The organism is Caballeronia sp. dw_19 (assembly GCF_018449515.1).
Classification (GTDB): Bacteria; Pseudomonadota; Gammaproteobacteria; order Burkholderiales; family Burkholderiaceae; genus Caballeronia.
Window position 1 is genome coordinate 414840 of the sequence record NZ_JAAVUQ010000002.1, and the last position, 19239, is coordinate 434078.

Annotated in this window: 19 protein-coding genes; 14 read left to right on the forward strand and 5 right to left on the reverse strand. The window is 59.9% G+C overall.

Annotation, left to right across the window (positions count from 1 at the left end; genetic code table 11):
• The first annotated feature begins 23 nt into the window (after window positions 1-23).
• From HB376_RS04725 to HB376_RS04765, 9 genes are all read left to right on the forward strand, one after another.
• Window positions 24-962, forward strand: coding sequence for a LysR family transcriptional regulator (locus HB376_RS04725; RefSeq protein ID WP_213762247.1), 939 nt, complete (start codon window positions 24-26; stop codon window positions 960-962).
• Window positions 963-1066: 104 nt separating this feature from the next.
• Window positions 1067-2260 carry a CaiB/BaiF CoA-transferase family protein gene (locus tag HB376_RS04730; protein WP_213762248.1) on the forward strand — a complete coding sequence of 398 codons (1194 nt, stop codon included), beginning with the start codon at window positions 1067-1069 and terminating at the stop codon, window positions 2258-2260.
• Between the two features lie 95 nt (window positions 2261-2355).
• Window positions 2356-3705 carry an MFS transporter gene (locus HB376_RS04735; protein ID WP_213762249.1) on the forward strand — a complete coding sequence of 450 codons (1350 nt, stop codon included), beginning with the start codon at window positions 2356-2358 and terminating at the stop codon, window positions 3703-3705.
• 564 nt (window positions 3706-4269) lie between these two features.
• Complete coding sequence (locus HB376_RS04740) at window positions 4270-4650, forward strand: hypothetical protein (RefSeq protein ID WP_346730439.1); 381 nt, start codon at window positions 4270-4272, stop codon at window positions 4648-4650.
• Window positions 4651-4717: 67 nt separating this feature from the next.
• Window positions 4718-5002, forward strand: a complete 285-nt coding sequence (locus HB376_RS04745) for a hypothetical protein (protein ID WP_213762250.1) — start codon at window positions 4718-4720, stop codon at window positions 5000-5002.
• Entirely contained in the window at window positions 4999-5283 is a 285-nt protein-coding gene (locus HB376_RS04750) for a DUF6723 family protein (protein ID WP_213762251.1), read from the forward strand. Before HB376_RS04745 ends, HB376_RS04750 begins: the two co-directional genes overlap by 4 nt.
• Before the next feature lie 281 nt (window positions 5284-5564).
• Window positions 5565-5768, forward strand: a complete 204-nt coding sequence (locus tag HB376_RS04755) for a cold-shock protein (protein ID WP_031362000.1) — start codon at window positions 5565-5567, stop codon at window positions 5766-5768.
• A 391-nt stretch (window positions 5769-6159) separates the two neighbouring features.
• Window positions 6160-6384: a hypothetical protein gene (locus HB376_RS04760; RefSeq protein ID WP_213762252.1), complete on the forward strand. Its 225-nt coding sequence runs from the start codon at window positions 6160-6162 to the stop codon at window positions 6382-6384.
• Window positions 6385-6959: 575 nt separating this feature from the next.
• Window positions 6960-8678 (forward strand): methyl-accepting chemotaxis protein, encoded by a 1719-nt coding sequence (locus HB376_RS04765; protein ID WP_213762301.1) that lies wholly within the window; start codon window positions 6960-6962, stop codon window positions 8676-8678.
• A 532-nt stretch (window positions 8679-9210) separates the two neighbouring features.
• On the opposite strand, the gene HB376_RS04770 is transcribed toward HB376_RS04765, so the two are convergent.
• Window positions 9211-9672 (reverse strand): response regulator, encoded by a 462-nt coding sequence (locus tag HB376_RS04770; RefSeq protein ID WP_213762253.1) that lies wholly within the window; start codon window positions 9670-9672, stop codon window positions 9211-9213.
• 266 nt (window positions 9673-9938) lie between these two features.
• Here HB376_RS04770 and HB376_RS04775 point away from each other — a divergent pair, with 266 nt between their 5' ends.
• Both HB376_RS04775 and HB376_RS04780 read left to right on the forward strand, forming a co-directional pair.
• Window positions 9939-10643, forward strand: a complete 705-nt coding sequence (locus HB376_RS04775; RefSeq protein ID WP_213762254.1) for a response regulator transcription factor — start codon at window positions 9939-9941, stop codon at window positions 10641-10643.
• Window positions 10644-10766: 123 nt separating this feature from the next.
• Window positions 10767-10958 (forward strand): PbsX family transcriptional regulator, encoded by a 192-nt coding sequence (locus tag HB376_RS04780; protein WP_213762255.1) that lies wholly within the window; start codon window positions 10767-10769, stop codon window positions 10956-10958.
• Between the two features lie 93 nt (window positions 10959-11051).
• Here the strand turns inward: HB376_RS04780 and HB376_RS04785 are convergent, their stop codons facing one another.
• The gene (locus tag HB376_RS04785) at window positions 11052-13079 is read right to left on the reverse strand and encodes a hybrid sensor histidine kinase/response regulator (RefSeq protein WP_213762256.1); all 2028 of its coding nucleotides are present in this window, start codon (window positions 13077-13079) and stop codon (window positions 11052-11054) included.
• 246 nt (window positions 13080-13325) lie between these two features.
• Between HB376_RS04785 and HB376_RS04790 the strand changes: the two genes are divergently transcribed.
• On the forward strand, window positions 13326-14099 hold the full coding sequence (locus HB376_RS04790) for an SDR family NAD(P)-dependent oxidoreductase (RefSeq protein WP_213762257.1): 774 nt from the start codon (window positions 13326-13328) through the stop codon (window positions 14097-14099).
• 127 nt (window positions 14100-14226) lie between these two features.
• Here HB376_RS04790 and HB376_RS04795 read toward each other — a convergent pair whose 3' ends face one another.
• Together HB376_RS04795 and HB376_RS04800 are read right to left on the reverse strand one after the other, a co-directional pair.
• Entirely contained in the window at window positions 14227-14610 is a 384-nt protein-coding gene (locus tag HB376_RS04795; protein WP_213762258.1) for a VOC family protein, read from the reverse strand.
• Window position 14611: 1 nt separating this feature from the next.
• Window positions 14612-15574 carry a hydroxymethylglutaryl-CoA lyase gene (locus HB376_RS04800; RefSeq protein ID WP_255631155.1) on the reverse strand — a complete coding sequence of 321 codons (963 nt, stop codon included), beginning with the start codon at window positions 15572-15574 and terminating at the stop codon, window positions 14612-14614.
• Window positions 15575-15774: 200 nt separating this feature from the next.
• Here HB376_RS04800 and HB376_RS04805 point away from each other — a divergent pair, with 200 nt between their 5' ends.
• The gene (locus HB376_RS04805; protein WP_213762260.1) at window positions 15775-16179 is read left to right on the forward strand and encodes a PaaI family thioesterase; all 405 of its coding nucleotides are present in this window, start codon (window positions 15775-15777) and stop codon (window positions 16177-16179) included.
• Between the two features lie 93 nt (window positions 16180-16272).
• On the opposite strand, the gene HB376_RS04810 is transcribed toward HB376_RS04805, so the two are convergent.
• Window positions 16273-17409, reverse strand: coding sequence for a glutathione-independent formaldehyde dehydrogenase (locus tag HB376_RS04810; protein ID WP_213762261.1), 1137 nt, complete (start codon window positions 17407-17409; stop codon window positions 16273-16275).
• A 389-nt stretch (window positions 17410-17798) separates the two neighbouring features.
• Here HB376_RS04810 and HB376_RS04815 point away from each other — a divergent pair, with 389 nt between their 5' ends.
• A complete protein-coding gene (locus HB376_RS04815; protein ID WP_213762262.1) occupies window positions 17799-19157 on the forward strand; it encodes an MFS transporter in 1359 nt (452 codons plus the stop codon).
• Window positions 19158-19239: the final 82 nt, after the last annotated feature.

Below are 19239 nucleotides of genomic sequence, written 5' to 3' on the forward strand. Positions count from 1 at the left end.
TGTTCATTTGCTTAACCACCCGCATGGCACTCAAAAACCTGTTGAGACGGCTTGACCTGACCACGCTGCAGCTTTTCCTCGCGGTCTACGAGGAGGGCACGCTGACTCGCGCGGCCGAGCGCGAGGCGATTGCGATATCGGCCGCGAGCAAGCGGCTGCTCGAACTCGAACAGGCCGTGGGCGCGACGCTGTTTGTCCGCCGGGCACGGGGCATGGAGCTCACGCCCGCTGGCGAAACCCTGCTGCATCACGCGCGCCGCGTGTTGCGCGATGTCGAGAACATCGGGATCGAGTTGGCCGAACACGCGACCGGCGTGCGCGGTTATGTCCGCATGATGGCGAACCTTTCGGCTATCGTTGAATTCCTTCCTGAAGACCTGCGGGCGTTCTTCTCGATGAACGAGCGCATCAAGCTCGACCTGGAAGAGCGCCCGAGCAGCGGCGTGGTGCAAGGCATAGCGGACAGCCTCGCCGACGTCGGCATCTGCTCAGGCGAAGCCGATACGCGCGGCCTCGATGTCTCGCACTACCGGCACGACTTGCTGGTCGTGGTGATGCGCCAGGATCATGCGCTCGCGGTCCGCGAGCAGGTCACGTTCGTCGAAACGCTGGATAGCGATTACGTCGGGCTGCATGCGGCCAGCTCCATCAACCTGCGCACGCAAACGGCCGCGCGTCAGGCGGGTAAACCATTGAGGCTGCGCATCCAGGTGCCGGGTTTCGATGGCGTCTGCCGCATGGTGCAGGCTGGTCTGGGCATCAGCGTGCTGCCGCTGAAGGTCTTCAACACTGTTGGCCGTCCGCTCGGACTCACAGCCGTCATGCTCGACGAAACCTGGAGGCAGCGCGATCTGATAGTCGTAGTACGCGATGTTGCCGGACTCCCGCCAGTGAGCCGGATGCTGTTCGATCATCTGCTTGCCGTGGAGCACACAGAGCACGAAGGGCAGAAGGGCGGCTGAGCGTTCGCCGTTCGCGAACGGTCATTGGCGAAATGCGGTTGGACGGGGCGCGTTGCCGGCTCCTAAGCTGTCTTCCAGATTAGGTTTTTCAGGAGACATGCATCATGGCTGGACCGCTCGCAGGCATTCGCGTCATCGAAATCGGCAATCTGATTGCGGCGCCGTTCGCCGCCCGCATGCTCGGGGAGTTCGGCGCCGACGTCATCAAGATTGAAGCGCCGGATAATGGCGACCCGCTTCGCAAATGGCGAAAGCTGCACGAGGGCACGTCGCTCTGGTGGTATCTGCAGTCGCGCAACAAGAAGTCCGTGTGCGTGAACCTGAAGTCACCGGACGGCGTCGATGTGGTCAAGCGTCTCGCCGCGGACGCCGACGTCGTCATTGAAAACCTCCGTCCCGGTGCGCTCGAAAAACTCGGCCTTGGCTGGGACGTGCTGCACGCAATCAATCCCAAACTCACGATGGTCCGCATCTCCGGATATGGGCAGTCGGGACCGTATCGCGATCGTCCGGGCTTCGGCGCGATCGGCGAGGCCATGGGCGGCATTCGCTATACAACCGGCGAAGTCGATGGCGCACCGGCACGCGTGGGCGTGTCTCTTGGCGACTCGCTGGCTTCGCTGCACGGGGTGATCGGCGCGTTGATGTCGATCCTGCGCGTGAAGACCGGGCAGGGCCTGGGCCAAGTCGTGGATGTGTCGCTCGTGGAAAGCGTCTTCAACCTGATGGAAAGCCTGATCCCCGAATACGACTTGCTCGGGCACGTGCGCGAGCGCAGCGGCGGTGCGTTGCCGGGCATCGCGCCGTCGAATACGTATCGCACGGAAGACGGCGCTTTTGTGGTGATCGCGGGCAACAGCGATCCCATCTTCAAGCGCCTGATGCACGTAATAGGCCGCACCGATCTCGCCGATGACCCCGCACTTGCCCGCAACGACGGCCGCGCCGCACAGAGCGCACGGCTGGACGAAGCCATCACCGCATGGACCACGCATCATCCGATTGACGACGTGCTTGCCGCGCTCGAAGCGGCGCAAGTGCCATCCGGCAGGATCTATTCCGTGGCCGACATTGTTGCGGACCCGCATTATCAGGCGCGTGACATGTTGCTTGATGCCGCGTTGCCCGGCGGGGTGTCGGTGAAGATGCCGGGCATTGTGCCCAAGCTCTCCGACACCCCCGGCGAAGTTCGATGGCAAGGGCCGGCGCTTGGAGAACATACGGACTCCGTACTGTCCGATCTCGGATTCAATCCAATCGATGTCGCACGGCTACGCAGCGAGGGCGCTGTGCAATAGGTGCCGCTGCTTCCTACCCGAAAAACCTTTCCCCCAACATCACCAGAACACATATGACCGGACGGCCTTCGAGCCAGTCCGGCAAGGAGACGATCATGAGCGATCTTGGCGCCACTGCGGCCGTACCGCTGGCACACAGCGAAAACGACTTCAAAGCGGTTATCAGCAAGGTTGCCTGGCGGCTGATGCCGTTAATCATGATCTGCTATTTGTTCGCGTTTTTCGATCGCATCAACATCAGCTTTGCGAAGTTTCAACTGCAAAGCGATCTCGGTTTCTCAGACACCGCCTACGGTCTCGGCGCCAGCCTTTTCGTGATCGGCTACGTATTGTTCGAAGTGCCCAGCAACCTGGTGCTTTACAAGGTCGGCGCCCGCCGCTGGATCGCGCGCATCATGATTTCGTGGGGCATCGCCACTAGCGCCATGGTGCTGGTCGGCAACGAATGGCAGTTCTATGCGCTACGCTTCATCATCGGCGCAATGGAAGCGGGCTTCGCCCCAGGCGTTCTGTACTACCTCACGTTATGGTTTCCCGCGAGCCATCGCGGTCGCATCACGTCCATGCTGTTTCTTGCCTCGGCGTTCTCCGGGCTGGTTGGCGCGCCGTTGTCGGGTCTGGTCCTCGGGCACATGGACGGCGTGCTCGGCATCCGCGGATGGCACTGGCTGTTTCTACTTGGCGGTTTGCCGTGTATCGTCCTCGGCCTGCTGGTACTCAAGTTGCTGAAGGACCGCATCGAGGACGCAGGCTGGCTTAGCGCCTCGGAAAAGTCACTGCTGGCAAGCCGCATCCAGCGGCACGCTCCTCACTCGGGCGGCGGCAGTTCATTGATCGACGCAATCAGGACACGCGGCTTCCTGGCACTCGGACTGATCTATTTTTTGATTCAGGTGGCGTCGTATGGGCTCAATTTCTGGGCGCCGCAACTTATTCGAAGCGCTGGTACGCACAACCCGACCACCATCGGCTTGCTGACCGCCGTGCCCTATATTTGCGGTGCGATCTCCATGGTCGTGGTGGGCCGTCTCTCCGACGCCTCGGGCGAACGCCGTCAATTCGTCTGCGGACTGTTGGTGATGGCGGCGATCGGTTTTTTTGCCGCCGGTATCTTCGATAAACAAACGGGCCTCCTGATCGTTGCGCTCGGCGTGATGGGGGCTGGCGTGGTGGCCTCGATCCCGGCGTTCTGGGCGCTGCCGCCGAAGCTCCTGACGGGGGCGGGCGCAGCCGGCGGCATAGCGTTGATCAACACGATCGGGCAACTCGGCGGCATTGTGAGTCCGGTGATGGTCGGACGGGTTCGCGACCTGACCGGCAGCACGACGCCCGCGTTGTACGCGATCGGCGCGATGAGCCTCATCGGTGCGTTGCTCCTGCTGTTCGGTTTGCCGGCGATATTGCGGCAGAAGGATTCAACGGAGGGCCGCGTTTCGCGGAGATAAACTGGCCCGGCGGTTTATTCTCAGGGGCCATTTGACGCTTTATAAGACCAACGAAACTTTCGTTGTAGCGTCGGGGGAAATCCGGTCGCAACCGGATACGTTGTTAAATATGGACAAGGGTTTGTCGCAATGGGCCAATATAAATAAATCAAGGTGCCCGCGACAAATACTCCCGGTCGCTTTATTCAGTGGATTAGCGCGCTGGGAAATTGCATCTGTTTTTGTCCGGGAGCCTTGTTTTCACTCGGCGTTTGACGCACTAAAACGACTTTAATCGGTATCCAGATTCGGATTCGGCCAAAAATACCGTCTCATACGAAATTTGTGCAATCACAGGGAAATGCGACCGGCGTACTTCAACTAATGCTTTAAAAATTGTCGTGGCACCTGCGCTGGTCAAGCGACTCCGCCATCCTTGCAATGCCGGGCAAACTTCGATTTGCCTTGCCTCACGCAACGATTTAGCGCATTCTTAATCGTTCCGATGCCGATGACCGTCAGTTTGCATATCGGTCTTCAGCAGATTTCCACGACGGTCAGCGCAGTGTGTCCAGCGAGTGCGTTATGACCATCCATACCATCGAATATCGCGGCTATGCATTGCGTGCTTATTCGCAGCAGATTTTCCCGCCGCATGGCGATCCATTTGCAAAAGGTCCCAAGCGTTTTTCCGCGATTGTTCAGATAGACACCGTACCGTCCGACAGCGCCACGTCCAAGCGCTATTCACCAGCCATCAAGGGTGTCGAGCCGGCCAGCGCCGACGACGCTATTGATCTGGCCATGCAATATGGTCGAGACATCATCGACGGCAAGGTTCAGGCCGGTGCACTGTATAACGCGCGAAGCGGGCGCTTTTCCCGCTCGGTGCGGCGGTTCCAGCCATCTGCGCCGGTGCCACCGTCCGCACCTTCGCAGCCAGGCGGCGCAGACAACGCCACATGAGCGGCAACGCTCGCAGTAGCCACGCGTGACAAGACCTCGGGGCGTCGCGCAATAACTTAAGAACATCATGAACGACACTGTAAGAAGCTATCGCGGCCTCGAAATTTATCCCCTGATCTACCCGCACAAGCCGCGCGGTGCGGACGGTTCCCGCCATTACGACTCGGGTTTTGACGCCGCCGTGAAGATTTCGCGGCGCGGCGTGGATGACAGCACGACCACCAGCCGCGTGTATCGCGTGCCGGGCACCGGTCCGTTTAGCGGCTCGGGCGAAGCGCGCCTGGCGTCCACGCGTTATGCAGAAAGCCTGATCGACGGCAACGTCGCGGGCGAATCGATCGCCGATCTATGAGTTATTCGCTCGATCATCCGCCCGTGGCCTCTTCGCTCGATAACCGGACGGCCGACAAGCCGGCCGGGTGGGCCAATTACAACGTGGCGGCCTCCTCAAGGCGCGCAACGGGCGGCACCATGCCCACGCTACGTATCACGCGGCTGAGCGACAAGCGCGTGATCTATCCGTTTGTCGGTTGCGCGGACATGCCGCTTTTCCCCGACGCACAAAGCGCGCGCGATTACGCGGAGCAATATGGCGCAAGCCTTGTGGACGGTGACATCGCGGTGCCTGAGTGACAGTTGTGGTCGACCAGACAGTACTTGCCGGGCGCGTGGAGCGGCGGCAGTCCACCGCAAATCGGCGAGGGTCGTTTCATTGTGTGACTAGGCGCGGTCCGAAATAGCTTGACACCTTACCCCGCGACACGTAACCTGAAGGTCGAAGTATTCAAGAAGCTCGATTGCTGTTCATCATTCTGCCTCGTTATCTCCGCGGTATTTGTTGTCCTCTCACTTCCTTGAAGCTTCTCTCGCCTCAATACGGGGTTGCATCATTTTTATATTTTCAAGGAATTCTCATGGATACCGGTATCGTCAAGTGGTTCAACGACAGCAAGGGCTTCGGCTTTATCACGCCTGACGCAGGCGGCGACGACCTCTTCGCCCACTTTTCGGAAATTCGTAGCGACGGCTTCAAGACGCTCGCCGAAAACCAAAAGGTTAGCTTCGAAACCAAGCAAGGCCCGAAGGGTCTGCAAGCTTCGAACATTACCCCGCTGTAATTGGTGGTGTAATTGATTTATCGCGTAAGTTGGCTCACGCCAATTTACGCGAGCAGTAAATGTTTTCGCGGAGCTTCGGTTCCCGGTTGCGGCAGTCGATTTTGTTGAACGGCGCCGCTACCACCAGCATTGCACCTGTCTGCCTCTGCTTGCATCTGTTTGCACTTCCACTTTAGTCCGCTTTAGTCCCTCTGCAATCTCCTGCAACTTCGCTGCCACACGTTGCGATCTAAAACGAACGCTAATTGTTCGTTGGCGCGCTTGTGATTTCGGCTGCTTTCTGCTGTTTTTCTGCTGTCTCCTCTGCGAATTTTTAAGGCCTCGTGCCTGTTATCAACGCGTCCTGACAATCAATGTTTGTCGGACCCGCGTTTGTTCGTGTGTATCACTTATGCATAACTCTAATATTTATTTGTACAACGGCTATAAAGTCGTTCCTTCCGCGCATCGTCTGCCTGATGGATCATTCGCGTCGAACCTTTTGCTCGAGCGCCATAGCGGCAGCGAGAAGGGCAACCGCTACCAGTTCCACGTTCTCGATTACTTCAAGAACGAAGCGCAAGCGCTCGGTCATTCGCGCCAGTGGGCGCGGCAATGGGTCGACACCCGCGGCTGATCGTTAGCGGTGGGTTAGCGGTAGGTCCCTTGTGGGTCCGCGGTGAATCATTACTCGATTCATCGAAACGGCTTGCGGTTAAAAGCATGCCCCAGACATCTGTTTTCCCAAGTTCGATCTAGCCGGCTTGCTCTCATAGTTTCCCGGCACGCGCGACAAGCGCATGTGTCCCGTCGGCGCACCATCTGGTGCGCCGTTTTCGTCTCAAGTCCATCGAAAGCGTTTTGCTCTATCGGGACGCCGTTGCGCTTGTCCTGCATCGGCTTAAAAACGAACTCCACAATACCCGTAAAAACTTTGCATATTTACCTTAAGCAACCCTCCGGTACGGTCGTTAAACCCTTTGCCTATGTCGACAAATGTGTGACGGAACATCAGGAAAAGCTTGGCGCGTTTGAGGGTGAGAGCCTCGCCGTCAATGAACACTTTGCGACAGGCACGGCGCGCGGACACGGGATCGACCTGTCCGCGTTGCACTCATACCGCTGCCGGCGCTTGGGGGGCCAAGAACGGCGGCGGCTATTCAGCGCTCAAGAGCCCGTTCGGGCAGGAGTCACCACGTGAATCTCAAAGACATGACCATCAAAAGCAAGCTTATTGCTGGATTTGGTGTGCTCTCAGCCATTGTGCTCGGTGTGTCAGCGATGTCGCTACACGCGCTGAGCAGTTCGACCGATGAGTTTTCGAACTACGTCCATGGTCCTGGCGCGCGGGCCGACGTGGCAACGCAGGTTCGCACTGCAGTCGACCGACGTGCCATTGCAGCGCGCAATCTTGTCCTGGTGACGAAACCGTCGGACCTGGAAACCGAGAAGGCCGACGTCGCGCGAGCGTCGGAAGACGTGCATGCGAAGCTGAAACTGTTGAAAACCATGGTCACGAGCGGACCCGACAGCAGCGATACCGCACGCAGTCTGGTGGGCGAAATCGATCGCGTGGAGACGCTGTACGGGCCGGTTGCGAACGACATCGTGGCCCTCGCGCTTGCGGGCAAGCACGACGAGGCGATTGTCAAGATGGATGACGAATGCCGGCCTCTGCTGGCTGCGCTCGTGAAGGCGACGGATGCCTACGCTGATTTCACGCGCAGCCGCCAGGACCAGTTGGTGCGCGACTCGGAAGATGAGTATCAGATGCAGCGCAACCTGCTGATCGCCATTTGCGTGGCCGCGATCGCCACGGCATTGGCGGCGGGCGCCTTCATCACGCGCTCGATCACGCTGCCGATCCGGCGTGCCGTCGATGTGGCCAGCACGGTGGCACGCGGTGATCTTCGCAGCCGCATCGTGGTTACTCAGAACGATGAAACGGGCCAGTTGCTCGGCGCGCTCGCTGACATGAACGCGCGGCTGATCGAAACGGTGAGCCGCGTGCGTGAAAGCAGCGGCAGCATCGCGAGTGCGTCGTCGGAGATTGCAACGGGGAACACCGACCTCAGCCAGCGCACGGAGGAACAGGCGGCGTCGCTGGAGCAAACGGCGGCGAGCATGGAAGAGCTGACGTCGACGGTCAAGCAGAACACCGAAAACGCGCAGCAGGCCAGCGCGCTGGCGACAAGCGCTTCGGATGTCGCCCAGCGTGGCAACAAGGTGGTCGGGCAGGTGGTCGACACCATGCACGGCATCAGCGAAAGCTCGGCGAAGATTGCGGAGATCACGGGGATTATCGAAGGGATTGCTTTCCAGACCAATATCCTGGCGTTGAACGCAGCGGTTGAAGCGGCGCGGGCCGGGGAGCAGGGCCGCGGTTTCGCGGTGGTCGCGAGCGAAGTGCGCAGTCTCGCGCAACGGTCGTCGAATGCGGCCAAGGAGATCAAGGATCTGATTGCGAACTCGGTGACGCAGGTCCAGAACGGTTCGGCGCTTGCCAGTCAGGCCGGCGAGACGATGTCGGAGGTGACCCAGGCGGTCGCGCGAGTGACTGACATCATGGAGGAGATTGCGGCGGCATCGATTGAGCAGGGGCGAGGCATAGAACAGGTGAACCAGGCCATCACGCAGATGGACGAGGTCACGCAGCAGAACGCAGCGCTGGTGGAAGAAGCGGCGGCGGCATCGCAGTCACTGCAGGATCAGGGCAGGCAGTTGACGGAGGCGGTGGCGTTCTTCCAGATGGAGGGCGCGACGGTTGCGTCACGTCCAGCGGTTGCGCTGGCGGCTGCGTCGACGGTTAAGCCGGCAGTTCGCGCTGCGGCTTTGCCGGTCGCCAAACGAGCTATTAAACGCTCGCCTGCCGTGTTGGTTGCACCACTGAAAACGGCAGGTGCCGGCGAGGAGGGCTGGAGCACGTTCTAACGCACTGTGCCACTGTCCGGCGGGTGAATGAAGCGGCGCGACTGCGGTCGCGCTGCCTTTAACTGTACCTATAGGCGTTTCGGTGGGCTGCGCGTTTATACGCTGAATCGCATTACGTCCTTATATCCGTATGACGCTATCGAAAAATTATATTTCGTTGTACGAATGATTATGAGTTGGTCTCGTCGCACTGAACTCTCTATGTATCGATACGCTGGCTTTTAAACGTTCGCTTGTCCGTCAACGGCTCGATCGCTGCATCGACGTGTCTTTATCCCTTTCTAATGCCGCGAATTTGCGGTATTCCTGCCGGGCGAGCACGTGCACCCCAGCAGTGCGCTCATCCCGAATGCACCAGGAACTGGAGCCGTCGATGTCCCTATATCTTCTTGCCCTCCTGATCGGCGTTGTCGCCGGCCTCCGCGCGATGACCGCTCCCGCCTGCTTGAGGCTGCTCTCGGTGCTGCCCGTGTGAGTGGCGTCGACGTCGGCATCGGCGCTGTTTCAACGTGTTTTCAACGCAGCTTCAGCTTCAGTATTGGTGCCGCTTCGGTATCGAGAAGTAGGTGGCCAGCATTTCCGCCAGGCGCCAGGTGGCGCAGGGACGCCGGCAGTGGGCGTCGAAGCCTGCATCTTTCAGGGTTTCAATAGGATCGGCGGGCCAGATATTGCTGATCGCGACCAGCAGCCGGCCGGTGATGTCGGCGTCGGGGCGCAGCGCGGCGATGAAGGCGTAACCGGATTCGCTGTCGAGCCGCGTGTCCAGTATCAGTGCCTGGGGCTTCCAGTTTTGCAGCAGCGAACGCGCCGATTTCAGGTTCTGGGTATGCATGACCTGCAACCCCGTCAGCCGCAGCAGCGCGGCGAGCGATTCCCCGATCAGTTTGTCCTGGTGGGCGATCAGTACCCGCGGTGAGCCAATCGGCATGCGTGCCTGCTTGCCGCTCCATAATGCAAAGTGTCTCTCGTCATCAGTGCCTGAACGACTGCTCATGGTGTCCTCCTCATGGTTTTATGTAACGGGACGGGCGCCGGGCCGTATCACCTCCATTGACGGCAGCTTCGAATCCGGCGATGGGATTGCTGCGGAACCGATGAGTCAGTGTCGCGGTTAAGCGTTTGCCGCAAAACCCGGTCGAGGAGGGGACGCGTGCGAATTTTTCGAGGGGGCCGCGGACCCCCCTTCGTATCCCTGCGAAAGGGGGGGTGGCGAGACCTCGACATGCCGTTACCATCAGGGTGTGATTTACGGGAATAGCGATGGAAAACGGCAATTTCAAAACGGTGCTGCTGGTCGAGGATGAGGGGCTCACGAGAAGCGCCATGAAAAGCCTGATCCTGGCCAATGAACCGTTGCTCGATATCGATGAGGCTGACGGCTTCGAACAGGCGACGGAGAAGCTGTCCGCACGCTCGTACGATCTCGTTTTCCTCGACTATCAATTACGGGGCAATTCCACGGGACTCGATCTGCTGAACTGGATCGGGGAGCAGGAGCGCGAGGTACAGACCATCATGCTGTCCGCACAAGACGACCGCGATACGGTGCTGGAATGCATCAGGAGCGGCGCATGCGGCTTTATTTCGAAGGCGAGTGAGCAAGGGGCGGGCGTGTTCCGCGAGGCTCTCAAGACGATTTTGAGCGGCCGCGTGTATTTGCCCAATAGCGTGCTGGGAAAGGGCGGCCACAGCCCCAAGCCGGTGTCCACGCATTCCGGCGTGACAGTGGAGTCGTTGAACTTGCCACCCCGCCTGACCGAGACGCTGCGCTATTTGTTGCAGGGTTTGTCGAACAAGGCGATCGCGAGAAAAATGAATATCAGCGAGAACACCGCCAAGGAGTACTCAAGCGATCTCCTCGCCCGGTTTCATGTGACTCGGCGGACGTTCCTGATCGTGGAAATGGCGCGACGGGGGATCGAGATGCCGATGGGCAACACGGCGATTGCGGGCGCGCCCCGATAGGCAAGGCTGGACCTGAGAGATTGATAAAAATAAGTGTGATGAGGTTTTGCCGGTATTTGTGCCTCTACAATGGCGCCGAGGTTTTGCCGCCGTGGCAGGACGAGGCCAATACCGGGATTCCACATGCCTGTTGTGATAGAAAAAACCGGCAACAGCGGCGCGCGGCTTGTTGCCGACGCGGAAGCCGGACGCATCGCCACGATGCCTGCGCGTTTCGCCGCGTATGACCTCAATCACCTGCAGGCTGGCATTACCCGGGACAACATGCATGCCGAGGTCGGCTGCGGCCCGGCGGCTGGCGCTGAAGCCTTCTGAAGTTGCATTTGTTGGCTTTGTTGCCTTTTGCCGGCGACATGTGCAGGCGGGCTTGACGACCGCTCGCGCTCCGGGCGGTCGATTCATCTTCCTTCAGCAAACCTTCGTGGCATCGCCCACCGAGCGCCCCGATATCAGCGACGCAATCTGCCGGCGCAACTCCGCCGGACTAACCGGCTTGCTCAGCACGTCGTGGTCGCATGCAAGCGGCACGATGGTCGCAGCCGGCTCGCCAGTGACGACCAGGCACGGGCAGCGCCGCCCGAGTTTCGCCGCACCGAGCATGGCCACGTCGCGTGCTGTTTTCGAATCGCGCAAACGGAAATCCGTGATGATGAGATCCGGATAACGTTCGATGGTGTTCAGCGTTTCCTCAAACTCTTCGAAGCTGCTCGCGGAGTCGAACAGCACGCCCCATTGCACGAGCAACGCTTCCGTCGATGCCCGCACGAGGCTGTCGTCCTCCACCAGCAACACATAGAGTCCGTCCAGCGGCACGGTCTGCAAATCGGCGGTCTCACCCCGCGCACGCGGCGCGGTTTCGCCGAGAGGCGAACCGCAAATGGGCATTTCGAGCGAGAAGCGCGAACCGCGCCCTTCAGTCGATTTCAACTCGATCCGATGCTCCTCCAGGATGGACACCACGGCGTTCACGATCGACAGGCCGAGGCCCAGTCCCCGATCGTTGTCCTGCTCGGCGTTGCCCACCTGGAAGAACGGCTGGAAGATCGAATCCCAATGTTCCGATGCAATGCCAATGCCGTTGTCCACCACATCAATGCGCGTTCGCGTGGCCGACCGCACCACGCCCACAATAACCACGGGCTTGGCTTTCTTGCTGGCATCGGCGTAACGAATGCCGTTCGACACCAGGTTCACGATGGCCCGCCCAAGCCAGTGCGCGTCGCTGCGTACGTACACGGGCGCCTGAGGCATCCGCAGCCGCAACTCGACGCCGTGCATGGCCGCGAGCGGGCGCAGTTGTTCAGCCGCTTCCAGCACGGCGATCTTGAGGTCGAACACGTGATAGCGCGGCACGACCCGGCCTGACTCGAGCCGCGAGAGGTCGAGTACTGCGTTGAGGAAGCGCGCAAGGATCACCGACGACCGGCCGGATTCATCGATCAGCCGGGCGGCTTCGGTGACATCGTCGTGATGCAGCGCTTCGGAGGCAGCTTGCAGGAAGAGATTGAGCGCGTGCATGGGCTGCCGCAAATCGTGCGTGGCGGCGGCGAGGAAATTCGATTTCTCCCGGCTTGCGGTTTCCGCGGCCAGCATCTGTTGCTCTTTGAGCGCGAGCAATGCGTTTGTTTTGGTATCCTGATCTTTCTTCGATGCCAGCAGGTCCAGGTTCTTTCGTTCCAGTTGAACGTTTGCGGTGAGGAGCTCGTTATTGAGCACGCCGAGCGCACGCTCCGCCGCGAAGCGCTCACGCGATACCCGCTCCGCATGCACGCACACGCCATGACCGATCACGACCACGTTGAAGAGATAGAACAGGCCCATGTAGAAGTCTTCGGGCGAGAGAATCCTGATGGTCAGCTGCAGCAGGATGATCGACGAAAACGTGACCACGGCAGCCGTCAGCGCCACCCTCGACTTCAGGTAGAAGAAGCCGAACTGGAAGAAAAACACGAGGTAGAGGCCAACGAAATACCACGTGTAATTGAACGGTCCCGGCGACAAAGCCACCAGCAGAAGCAGTATCAGATTGCAGCCGTAGACGCCGGTGAGGATCACGCGCTGGGACGTGGCATGCGTCGCGAACGAGGCCCTCAAGGTCAGGCTGCCGACGAACACCAGCAACACAATGCCGGCCAGCCGCAGCGCCATGATCTGCATGAAGACAGGGGCAAGCACCGCGCTTTCGCGCCCGAAGTTGAAGTCGTACCAGAGAAAGCAGACCCATACGGTCAGCGCGAGCAGCGCCGACGCACGGCGAAACGCGCAGAAACGACGGCTGTGGTCTTCGAGGAACTGGATTTCGAAGGCGGCTTCGGGAAAGGGCTTTGGTATCGATAGATTGCGGACGAGGCTTAGGCCCGCATCACGCGCGGATGACGAAAAGAGCCGCGACGGTTTGGGCGTGGCGATGTCGGCAACATGCTCGGGAACGTCCATGATTCGCTCACTCGAAAAAGGGCGTGATCGATTACTTTAGCTGACCGCGCGTCTGATGCAAACATCGTTTTTTACTAAGTATCCCTGGTGCTTACCGTGGTGCTTACCGTCCATGACTGCATGTCATGGGCTTGATGACCGGCACGCGCTCGCTAACGGCAAGCGCTCACGCTACGCTCGCTTTCACGTTTGCCAGATCGATATTCTTCCAGTTGTTATTCGTCTGATCTTTAAAAGGGTGGCGCCATGTCACGCATTTTCATTACAGGATCCGCCGATGGACTCGGTCAAATGGCCGCCCGTCTGCTCATCGCGCAAGGCCATCAGGTGGTGCTGCATGCCCGCCATGCCGAGCGTGCGCATCAAGCGATGCAAGCCGTATCGGGCGCGGAAGCTGCCGTGTCCGGCGATTTGTCGAGTATCGAAGAGACTACCCGCGTGGCTCAGCAGGTGAACCGGCTTGGACACTTCGATGCCGTGATTCATAACGCCGCCGTGGGGTATCGCGAGCCGCGGCGCATCGAGACCGTGGATGGTTTGCCGCATGTATTCGCGATCAACACGCTCGCACCCTACATCCTGACTGCATTGATCGATAAGCCCCGACGCCTGGTTTATCTCAGCTCGGGCCTGCACGAAAGCGGCGATACCCGTCTCGACGATCTGCTTTGGCAACAGCGGTCCTGGCAAGGCGCAAGCGCCTATTCCGATTCAAAATTGCACGACATCTTGCTTGCGTTCGGCGTGGCTCGCCGCTGGCCTGGCGTGTTGTCAAATGCGGTGCATCCGGGCTGGGTACCGACCAGGATGGGCGGCGCTGGCGCACCCGATGACCTGAAAGCGGCGCCGCAAACACAGGCGTGGCTCGCCGTCAGCGACAATCCTGCTGCAAGGGTGACCGGTGAATATTTCTTCCATATGAAACGGCGCGAGCCGAGCGCGGCCGTCCACGATGCGGGTTTGCAGGATCGATTGATCGAGGCGTGTGAGCGCTTGTCGGGGATTCGGCTACCGGAGTGAGAGAGCACTCAGGTGTAGCGCGAGGCATGCCGCTGCCGCGAACGCGTCGTGCGCCATTTGTTGACGCTTATAGGGGCGTATTCGGACGCAATAAACGCTGCTGCCCGGCAACCCCCCGCGCGGCCTCTCAAATCAACTCTGAAATCTCGATCAGGTTCAGATCGGGATCGCGGAGGTAGACCGAGCGAATTTTCTGCGTGGCGCCGGTACGCTCAACCGGTCCTTCTATGATCGGCCACTCGCACTGCTTCAGGTGCGCGATCACGTCGTCCAGCGGCACGGCCGCAATAAAGCACAGGTCCAGCGCGCCCGGCACCGGTACATGCGCCTTCGGCTCGAACTCCTTGCCCCGCACATGCACGTTGATTTTCTGGTTTCCGAACTTGAACGCAGTCCTTCCCGCGCCGAAGGTTTCAAGCTTCATTTGCAGGACTTCAGTGTAGAAATGGCGCGTCGCGGCTTCGTCGACGCAAGTCAGAACGAGGTGATCCAGATGATCGATAATGGCCATGTCAGGCTCCTTCCTTGGCAAATGCCTGTTGTGCGGGGGCGCAGCCTGCGTCAACTGGCGGTGCCTCGTGCAGGTCGAGCCGGCGGCCCGCTTTGAGGATCTGGCTCGGCACGTCGTGGCCTATCAGGCCCGGCAGCAACGCTGCTGCGTTGAGCGCCGCGGTGAGATTGACGCCGGTGTCGTAGCCGTCCAGTTCCAGCATATGTACCAGTTCCTCCGTACACACGTTGCCGGTTGCACCGGGTGCGTAGGGACAACCTCCAATGCCGCCGAGCGATGCATCGAAACGATCGATGCCCGCGCTTAGCGCCGCCAGCGTATTGGCCAGTGCCATGCCGCGCGTATTGTGGAAATGCAGCGTGAGTTCGAGTGCGGGGAATGCCTCACGCACGCGTTCGCATAGTGCCTTCATCTGTGAGGGAAACGCCATGCCGGTAGTGTCGCAGAGCGTCACGCCGTGCGCGCCGAGTCCCGCGAAACGCTCGGTCCAGCGCAGCACTTCTTCTGCCGCGACGTCCCCCTCCATGGGGCAACCCATCGACGTGGACAACGACACGTTGATGGCTACGGGCGTTGCTTTCACCACGCCGATCACTTCGCACAATTGCGCGAATGACTGTTCGCGGCTCATGCGCAGGTTCGCGCGGTTATGGGTCTCGCTTACCGACATCACGAGGTTGACTTCATCGACACCACATGACAACGCGCGTTCCGCCCCGCGCACGTTCGGCACGAGCGCGGTGTAGACCACGCCGTCACGCCGCGCGATGCCATGCATCACGGCTTCAGCGTCGCGCAACGCGGGAATGGCTTTCGGCGATGTAAACGACGTCACTTCTATCTTCGCGAATCCGCAGGCGCTCAGGGCGTTGACCAGGGCGATCTTCGCGTCGGTATCGACGAATTGTTTTTCGTTCTGAAAGCCGTCGCGGGTCGCGACTTCCTGGATATACAGGCGTTTCATGGGGCTCCTCATGTCGGATGGCGGTGCGTTATACGGACATGATGAACCTGAGTCGACGGCCTGAAAATCAGCGGATTTTCCACGACCGTTTCCAAATTGGAAAGGCTTGCGCGAGGGGCGGGCGAGGGCCTTCGCACGCAAAACGTTTCGTCATGGCACAGTCCTGGTTGAACATTACTTTGCGGCAGGAGATTTTTCCGATGTCCGATTTCATTCTCGACAATCCGTTTCTCGAATTCCTCGATGCGCGCCTGGTTGCGTGGAAGAGCGGTTACGCCGAGTTCCGCATGCCGATTCAAGCCCGTAACCTCAACCGGCAGGGCGTGTTGCAAGGCGGCGCGGTGGCGACTTTACTCGATGCCGCGTGCGGCTACGCCGGCGTGTATGCAGCAGAAGGCGAAACGGTCATTCATGGTTTCACGCTTTCGCTGACGGTGAATTATCTCGATACGGGATTAGGCGAAAGCGTCACGGCGAAGGGGTTTATCGAGCGGCAAGGGCGCAGCATCTTTTTCTCTCGCGGCGAAGCATGGGTGGACGACAAGCTGCTGATTGCAAGTGCGCAAGGGACGTTCAAATACGTCGGCACGCATGGGAAGAAGTGACTGTTTTTAGCTGCACGCAGTCAAAAAAGCGCCGGTTTCCCGGCGCTTTGCCTCGGCCCTCGACCTTGACCAGCGTACATGCATGCGACGGACTCAAGCCGCCGGCTTGAGCACCACCTTGGTCCAACCGTTGTCGCGCGCATCGAAGTGCTGGTAACCTTCGGGCGCTTTCGCAAGCGGCAACTCATGCGAAATAATCACCGATGGTTTCGCCTTGTCCGCAGCAATCAGGTCGCGCAGCTTGCGGTTGTACGCCTTGACGTTGGCCTGCCCCGTCGCAATGTGCTGGCCCTTCATCCACATCGTGCCGAAGTCGAATGCGAGCTGACCCTTCTGCATCAGCTTGTCCTCCGACTTCGGATCTTCCGCCACGAACACGCCCACCACGCCGATACCCCCTGTCGCCCGCACCGACTTGACGAGGTTGTTCATCGTCAGGTTCGGCACTTCATGGCCCTTGCAACTGCATTGATAACCGACGCACTCGCAGCCCCGGTCCGCGCCTTCGCCACCAGTCATCTCCAGGACCTGCTCGACCGATGAACCATCGCTGTCGTCAATGGGGATCGCGCCGATCTTCTCCGCCAGCCTGAGCCGGTCGGGGTGTGAATCGACGACCATCACCTTGCTCGCGCCTTTGATGGACGCCGACATCGCGGCCATCAATCCGACCGGACCGGCGCCATAGATGACCACGCTGTCGCCCGGTTCCACGCCGGCCAGCACGGTCGCGTGATAACCGGTGGGAAAGATGTCGGACAGCATCACGTAGTCGTTTTCCTTCTCCTCGGCATCGGGTGGCAGCAACAGGCAATTGAAGTCGCCGAACGGCACACGCAGGTATTCGGCCTGTCCGCCTTCGTACGGTCCCATGCCGGCAAAACCGTACGCCGCGCCCGCCATGCCCGGGTTGGCCGTCAGGCAGAAACCGGTCAGGCCCTTCTCGCAGTTCTTGCAAAATCCGCAGCCGATGTTGAACGGAAGACAGACGCGATCGCCTTTTTTGATCCGTTCGACGGCGTTGCCGACTTCCACGACCACGCCCAGGTTTTCATGACCGAAGATGCGGTTCGTTTCCATGTCGGTCCGGCCTTCGAACATATGCAGGTCCGAGCCGCAGATGTTCGTGGTCGTGATCTTGACGAGCACGTCCGTCGGACGTTGAATTTTCGCGTCCGGCATCTCCTTCACTGTCACCTTGCGCGGACCTTCGTACACGAGTGCTTTCATCGTTGCTCCTTGAATGGATGGGATGGCTTTTCCATGGGCTCGCCGGACGGCGGCTGACGATGTATTCAGCAGTGCGCGTTCCCGCCACGGCCTGTCGGTGGGTAATTCGGTGAGCTATTAGGTGAGCTATTTTGTGAGCCGGTAACGATGACGTGCGAACGTCCGTTGCGCGCAGATTTTGCAAGTGATAGGCGTGCTCACATTCATCAGAAGCGCTGTGCTCGCGTCGGCTGCGATGTCGCTTCGGTCCTATCACCATGACGCGATCGTTCTAGGAGCGGGGTTTATGGTCGCATCTACTCAAAGGGACCCATCCAGCGCGTTTCCGGTGTGCCGGCCCGCTAAAAAAACCATCCTGCATCACCGTTCCTTTTCCCGGGAGTCATCGAATGTCGAGAACGTTGGAAGCATCGCCCCCTGAAGTCGATCTGAAAACGCTGCGTAAGGTGATCCTCGCGGCATCGATTGGCAATTTTGTCGAATGGTTCGACTTTGCCGCGTACGGTTTTCTCGCGACCATCCTCACGCGGGAGTTTTTCCCGAGCGGCGACCCGGCGGTTGGGCTGCTCAAGACCTTCGCTGTTTTCGCTGTGGCGTTTGCATTCCGGCCGCTGGGCGGCATTGTGTTTGGCGTGATTGGTGACCGCATTGGCCGCAAGCGCACGCTCGCGTTGACGATCCTGATGATGGCTGGCGCGACCACGCTGATCGGTTTGTTGCCGACCTATGCCGCAGTCGGTGCGTTCGCGCCGTTCCTGCTGACGGTGATCCGCTGCGTGCAGGGGTTTTCTGCCGGCGGCGAATATGCGGGCGCATGCGCCTACGTGATGGAGCACGCGCCGCAGCACAAGCGGGCGCGTTACGGCAGCTTTGTGCCGGTATCGACGTTCTCGTCCTTCGCGGTGGCCGCGATCGTTGCGTACGCGCTCGACGCGTCGCTTTCCGCCGATGCCATGAGCGCCTGGGGCTGGCGCGTGCCGTTCCTGGCCGCCGCGCCTATCGGCCTGATCGGGTTGTACTTGCGCATGAATCTCAACGAAACCCCGGCTTTCCGCGCGCTTGAAGGCGAGCATGACGTGGCGCATGCGCCGCTGCGCGACACGCTGCGCACGCAGGCTGGGGGCATTTTGAAACTGGGGGCGTTCATCTCGGTGACTGCGTTGTCGTTCTATATGTTCACTACTTATTTCGCGACCTATTTGCAAGTGGCTGGCGGGTTGAATCGCGCAACGTCGTTGCTGATTACGGTGATCGCGTTGTTTTTCGCGGCGGCGCTGTGTCCGCTGGCCGGACTGTATTCGGACTGGGTTGGGCGCCGGAAGACTGTATTGACGACGTGCGTCGTGCTGATCGCGACCGTCTATCCGTCGTTTTCGCTGGCGGGGTCGGGGCGCTTTTTGCCGTCGGTGATTGGCGTGGGGATGCTGGCGATTGGCGCGGTGTTGTCGGGCGTGGTCACGGCGCCGTTGTTGTCGGAGGTGTTTCCGACGCGCACGCGTTATACCGCTTCTGCCATTACCTATAACCTGGCGTATACGGTTTTCGGCGGCACGGCGCCGCTTGTCGCCACTTGGCTGATCACGACGACGGGTAACAACATGTCGCCTGCGCTGTATTTGATCGTGATTTCGGTGATGGGATTGATCGGTGGATTGATGTTGCCGGAAACGTCAAAGGTCTCGCTGCATGGTGCGAGTGCCGTTCAGTCTGATGTTGGTGAGGGGGTTGCTTTTACTGGGGTTAATTAGGCCATTAGGGGTGGTTTGTTTCGGGTGGGTTGTTAGGGTTCTGGGTTAGTGGTCGGGGGCAATGCCCGGTTGCCAGGTTCTG

Coding starts and splice junctions, on each gene's coding strand:
- HB376_RS04725 (WP_213762247.1), top strand. CDS start 24: ATGGCACTCAAAAACCTGTTGAGACGGCTTGACCTGACCACGCTGCAG.
- HB376_RS04730 (WP_213762248.1), top strand. CDS start 1,067: ATGGCTGGACCGCTCGCAGGCATTCGCGTCATCGAAATCGGCAATCTG.
- HB376_RS04735 (WP_213762249.1), top strand. CDS start 2,356: ATGAGCGATCTTGGCGCCACTGCGGCCGTACCGCTGGCACACAGCGAA.
- HB376_RS04740 (WP_346730439.1), top strand. CDS start 4,270: ATGACCATCCATACCATCGAATATCGCGGCTATGCATTGCGTGCTTAT.
- HB376_RS04745 (WP_213762250.1), top strand. CDS start 4,718: ATGAACGACACTGTAAGAAGCTATCGCGGCCTCGAAATTTATCCCCTG.
- HB376_RS04750 (WP_213762251.1), top strand. CDS start 4,999: ATGAGTTATTCGCTCGATCATCCGCCCGTGGCCTCTTCGCTCGATAAC.
- HB376_RS04755 (WP_031362000.1), top strand. CDS start 5,565: ATGGATACCGGTATCGTCAAGTGGTTCAACGACAGCAAGGGCTTCGGC.
- HB376_RS04760 (WP_213762252.1), top strand. CDS start 6,160: ATGCATAACTCTAATATTTATTTGTACAACGGCTATAAAGTCGTTCCT.
- HB376_RS04765 (WP_213762301.1), top strand. CDS start 6,960: ATGACCATCAAAAGCAAGCTTATTGCTGGATTTGGTGTGCTCTCAGCC.
- HB376_RS04770 (WP_213762253.1), bottom strand. CDS start 9,672: ATGAGCAGTCGTTCAGGCACTGATGACGAGAGACACTTTGCATTATGG.
- HB376_RS04775 (WP_213762254.1), top strand. CDS start 9,939: ATGGAAAACGGCAATTTCAAAACGGTGCTGCTGGTCGAGGATGAGGGG.
- HB376_RS04780 (WP_213762255.1), top strand. CDS start 10,767: ATGCCTGTTGTGATAGAAAAAACCGGCAACAGCGGCGCGCGGCTTGTT.
- HB376_RS04785 (WP_213762256.1), bottom strand. CDS start 13,079: ATGGACGTTCCCGAGCATGTTGCCGACATCGCCACGCCCAAACCGTCG.
- HB376_RS04790 (WP_213762257.1), top strand. CDS start 13,326: ATGTCACGCATTTTCATTACAGGATCCGCCGATGGACTCGGTCAAATG.
- HB376_RS04795 (WP_213762258.1), bottom strand. CDS start 14,610: ATGGCCATTATCGATCATCTGGATCACCTCGTTCTGACTTGCGTCGAC.
- HB376_RS04800 (WP_255631155.1), bottom strand. CDS start 15,574: ATGAAACGCCTGTATATCCAGGAAGTCGCGACCCGCGACGGCTTTCAG.
- HB376_RS04805 (WP_213762260.1), top strand. CDS start 15,775: ATGTCCGATTTCATTCTCGACAATCCGTTTCTCGAATTCCTCGATGCG.
- HB376_RS04810 (WP_213762261.1), bottom strand. CDS start 17,409: ATGAAAGCACTCGTGTACGAAGGTCCGCGCAAGGTGACAGTGAAGGAG.
- HB376_RS04815 (WP_213762262.1), top strand. CDS start 17,799: ATGTCGAGAACGTTGGAAGCATCGCCCCCTGAAGTCGATCTGAAAACG.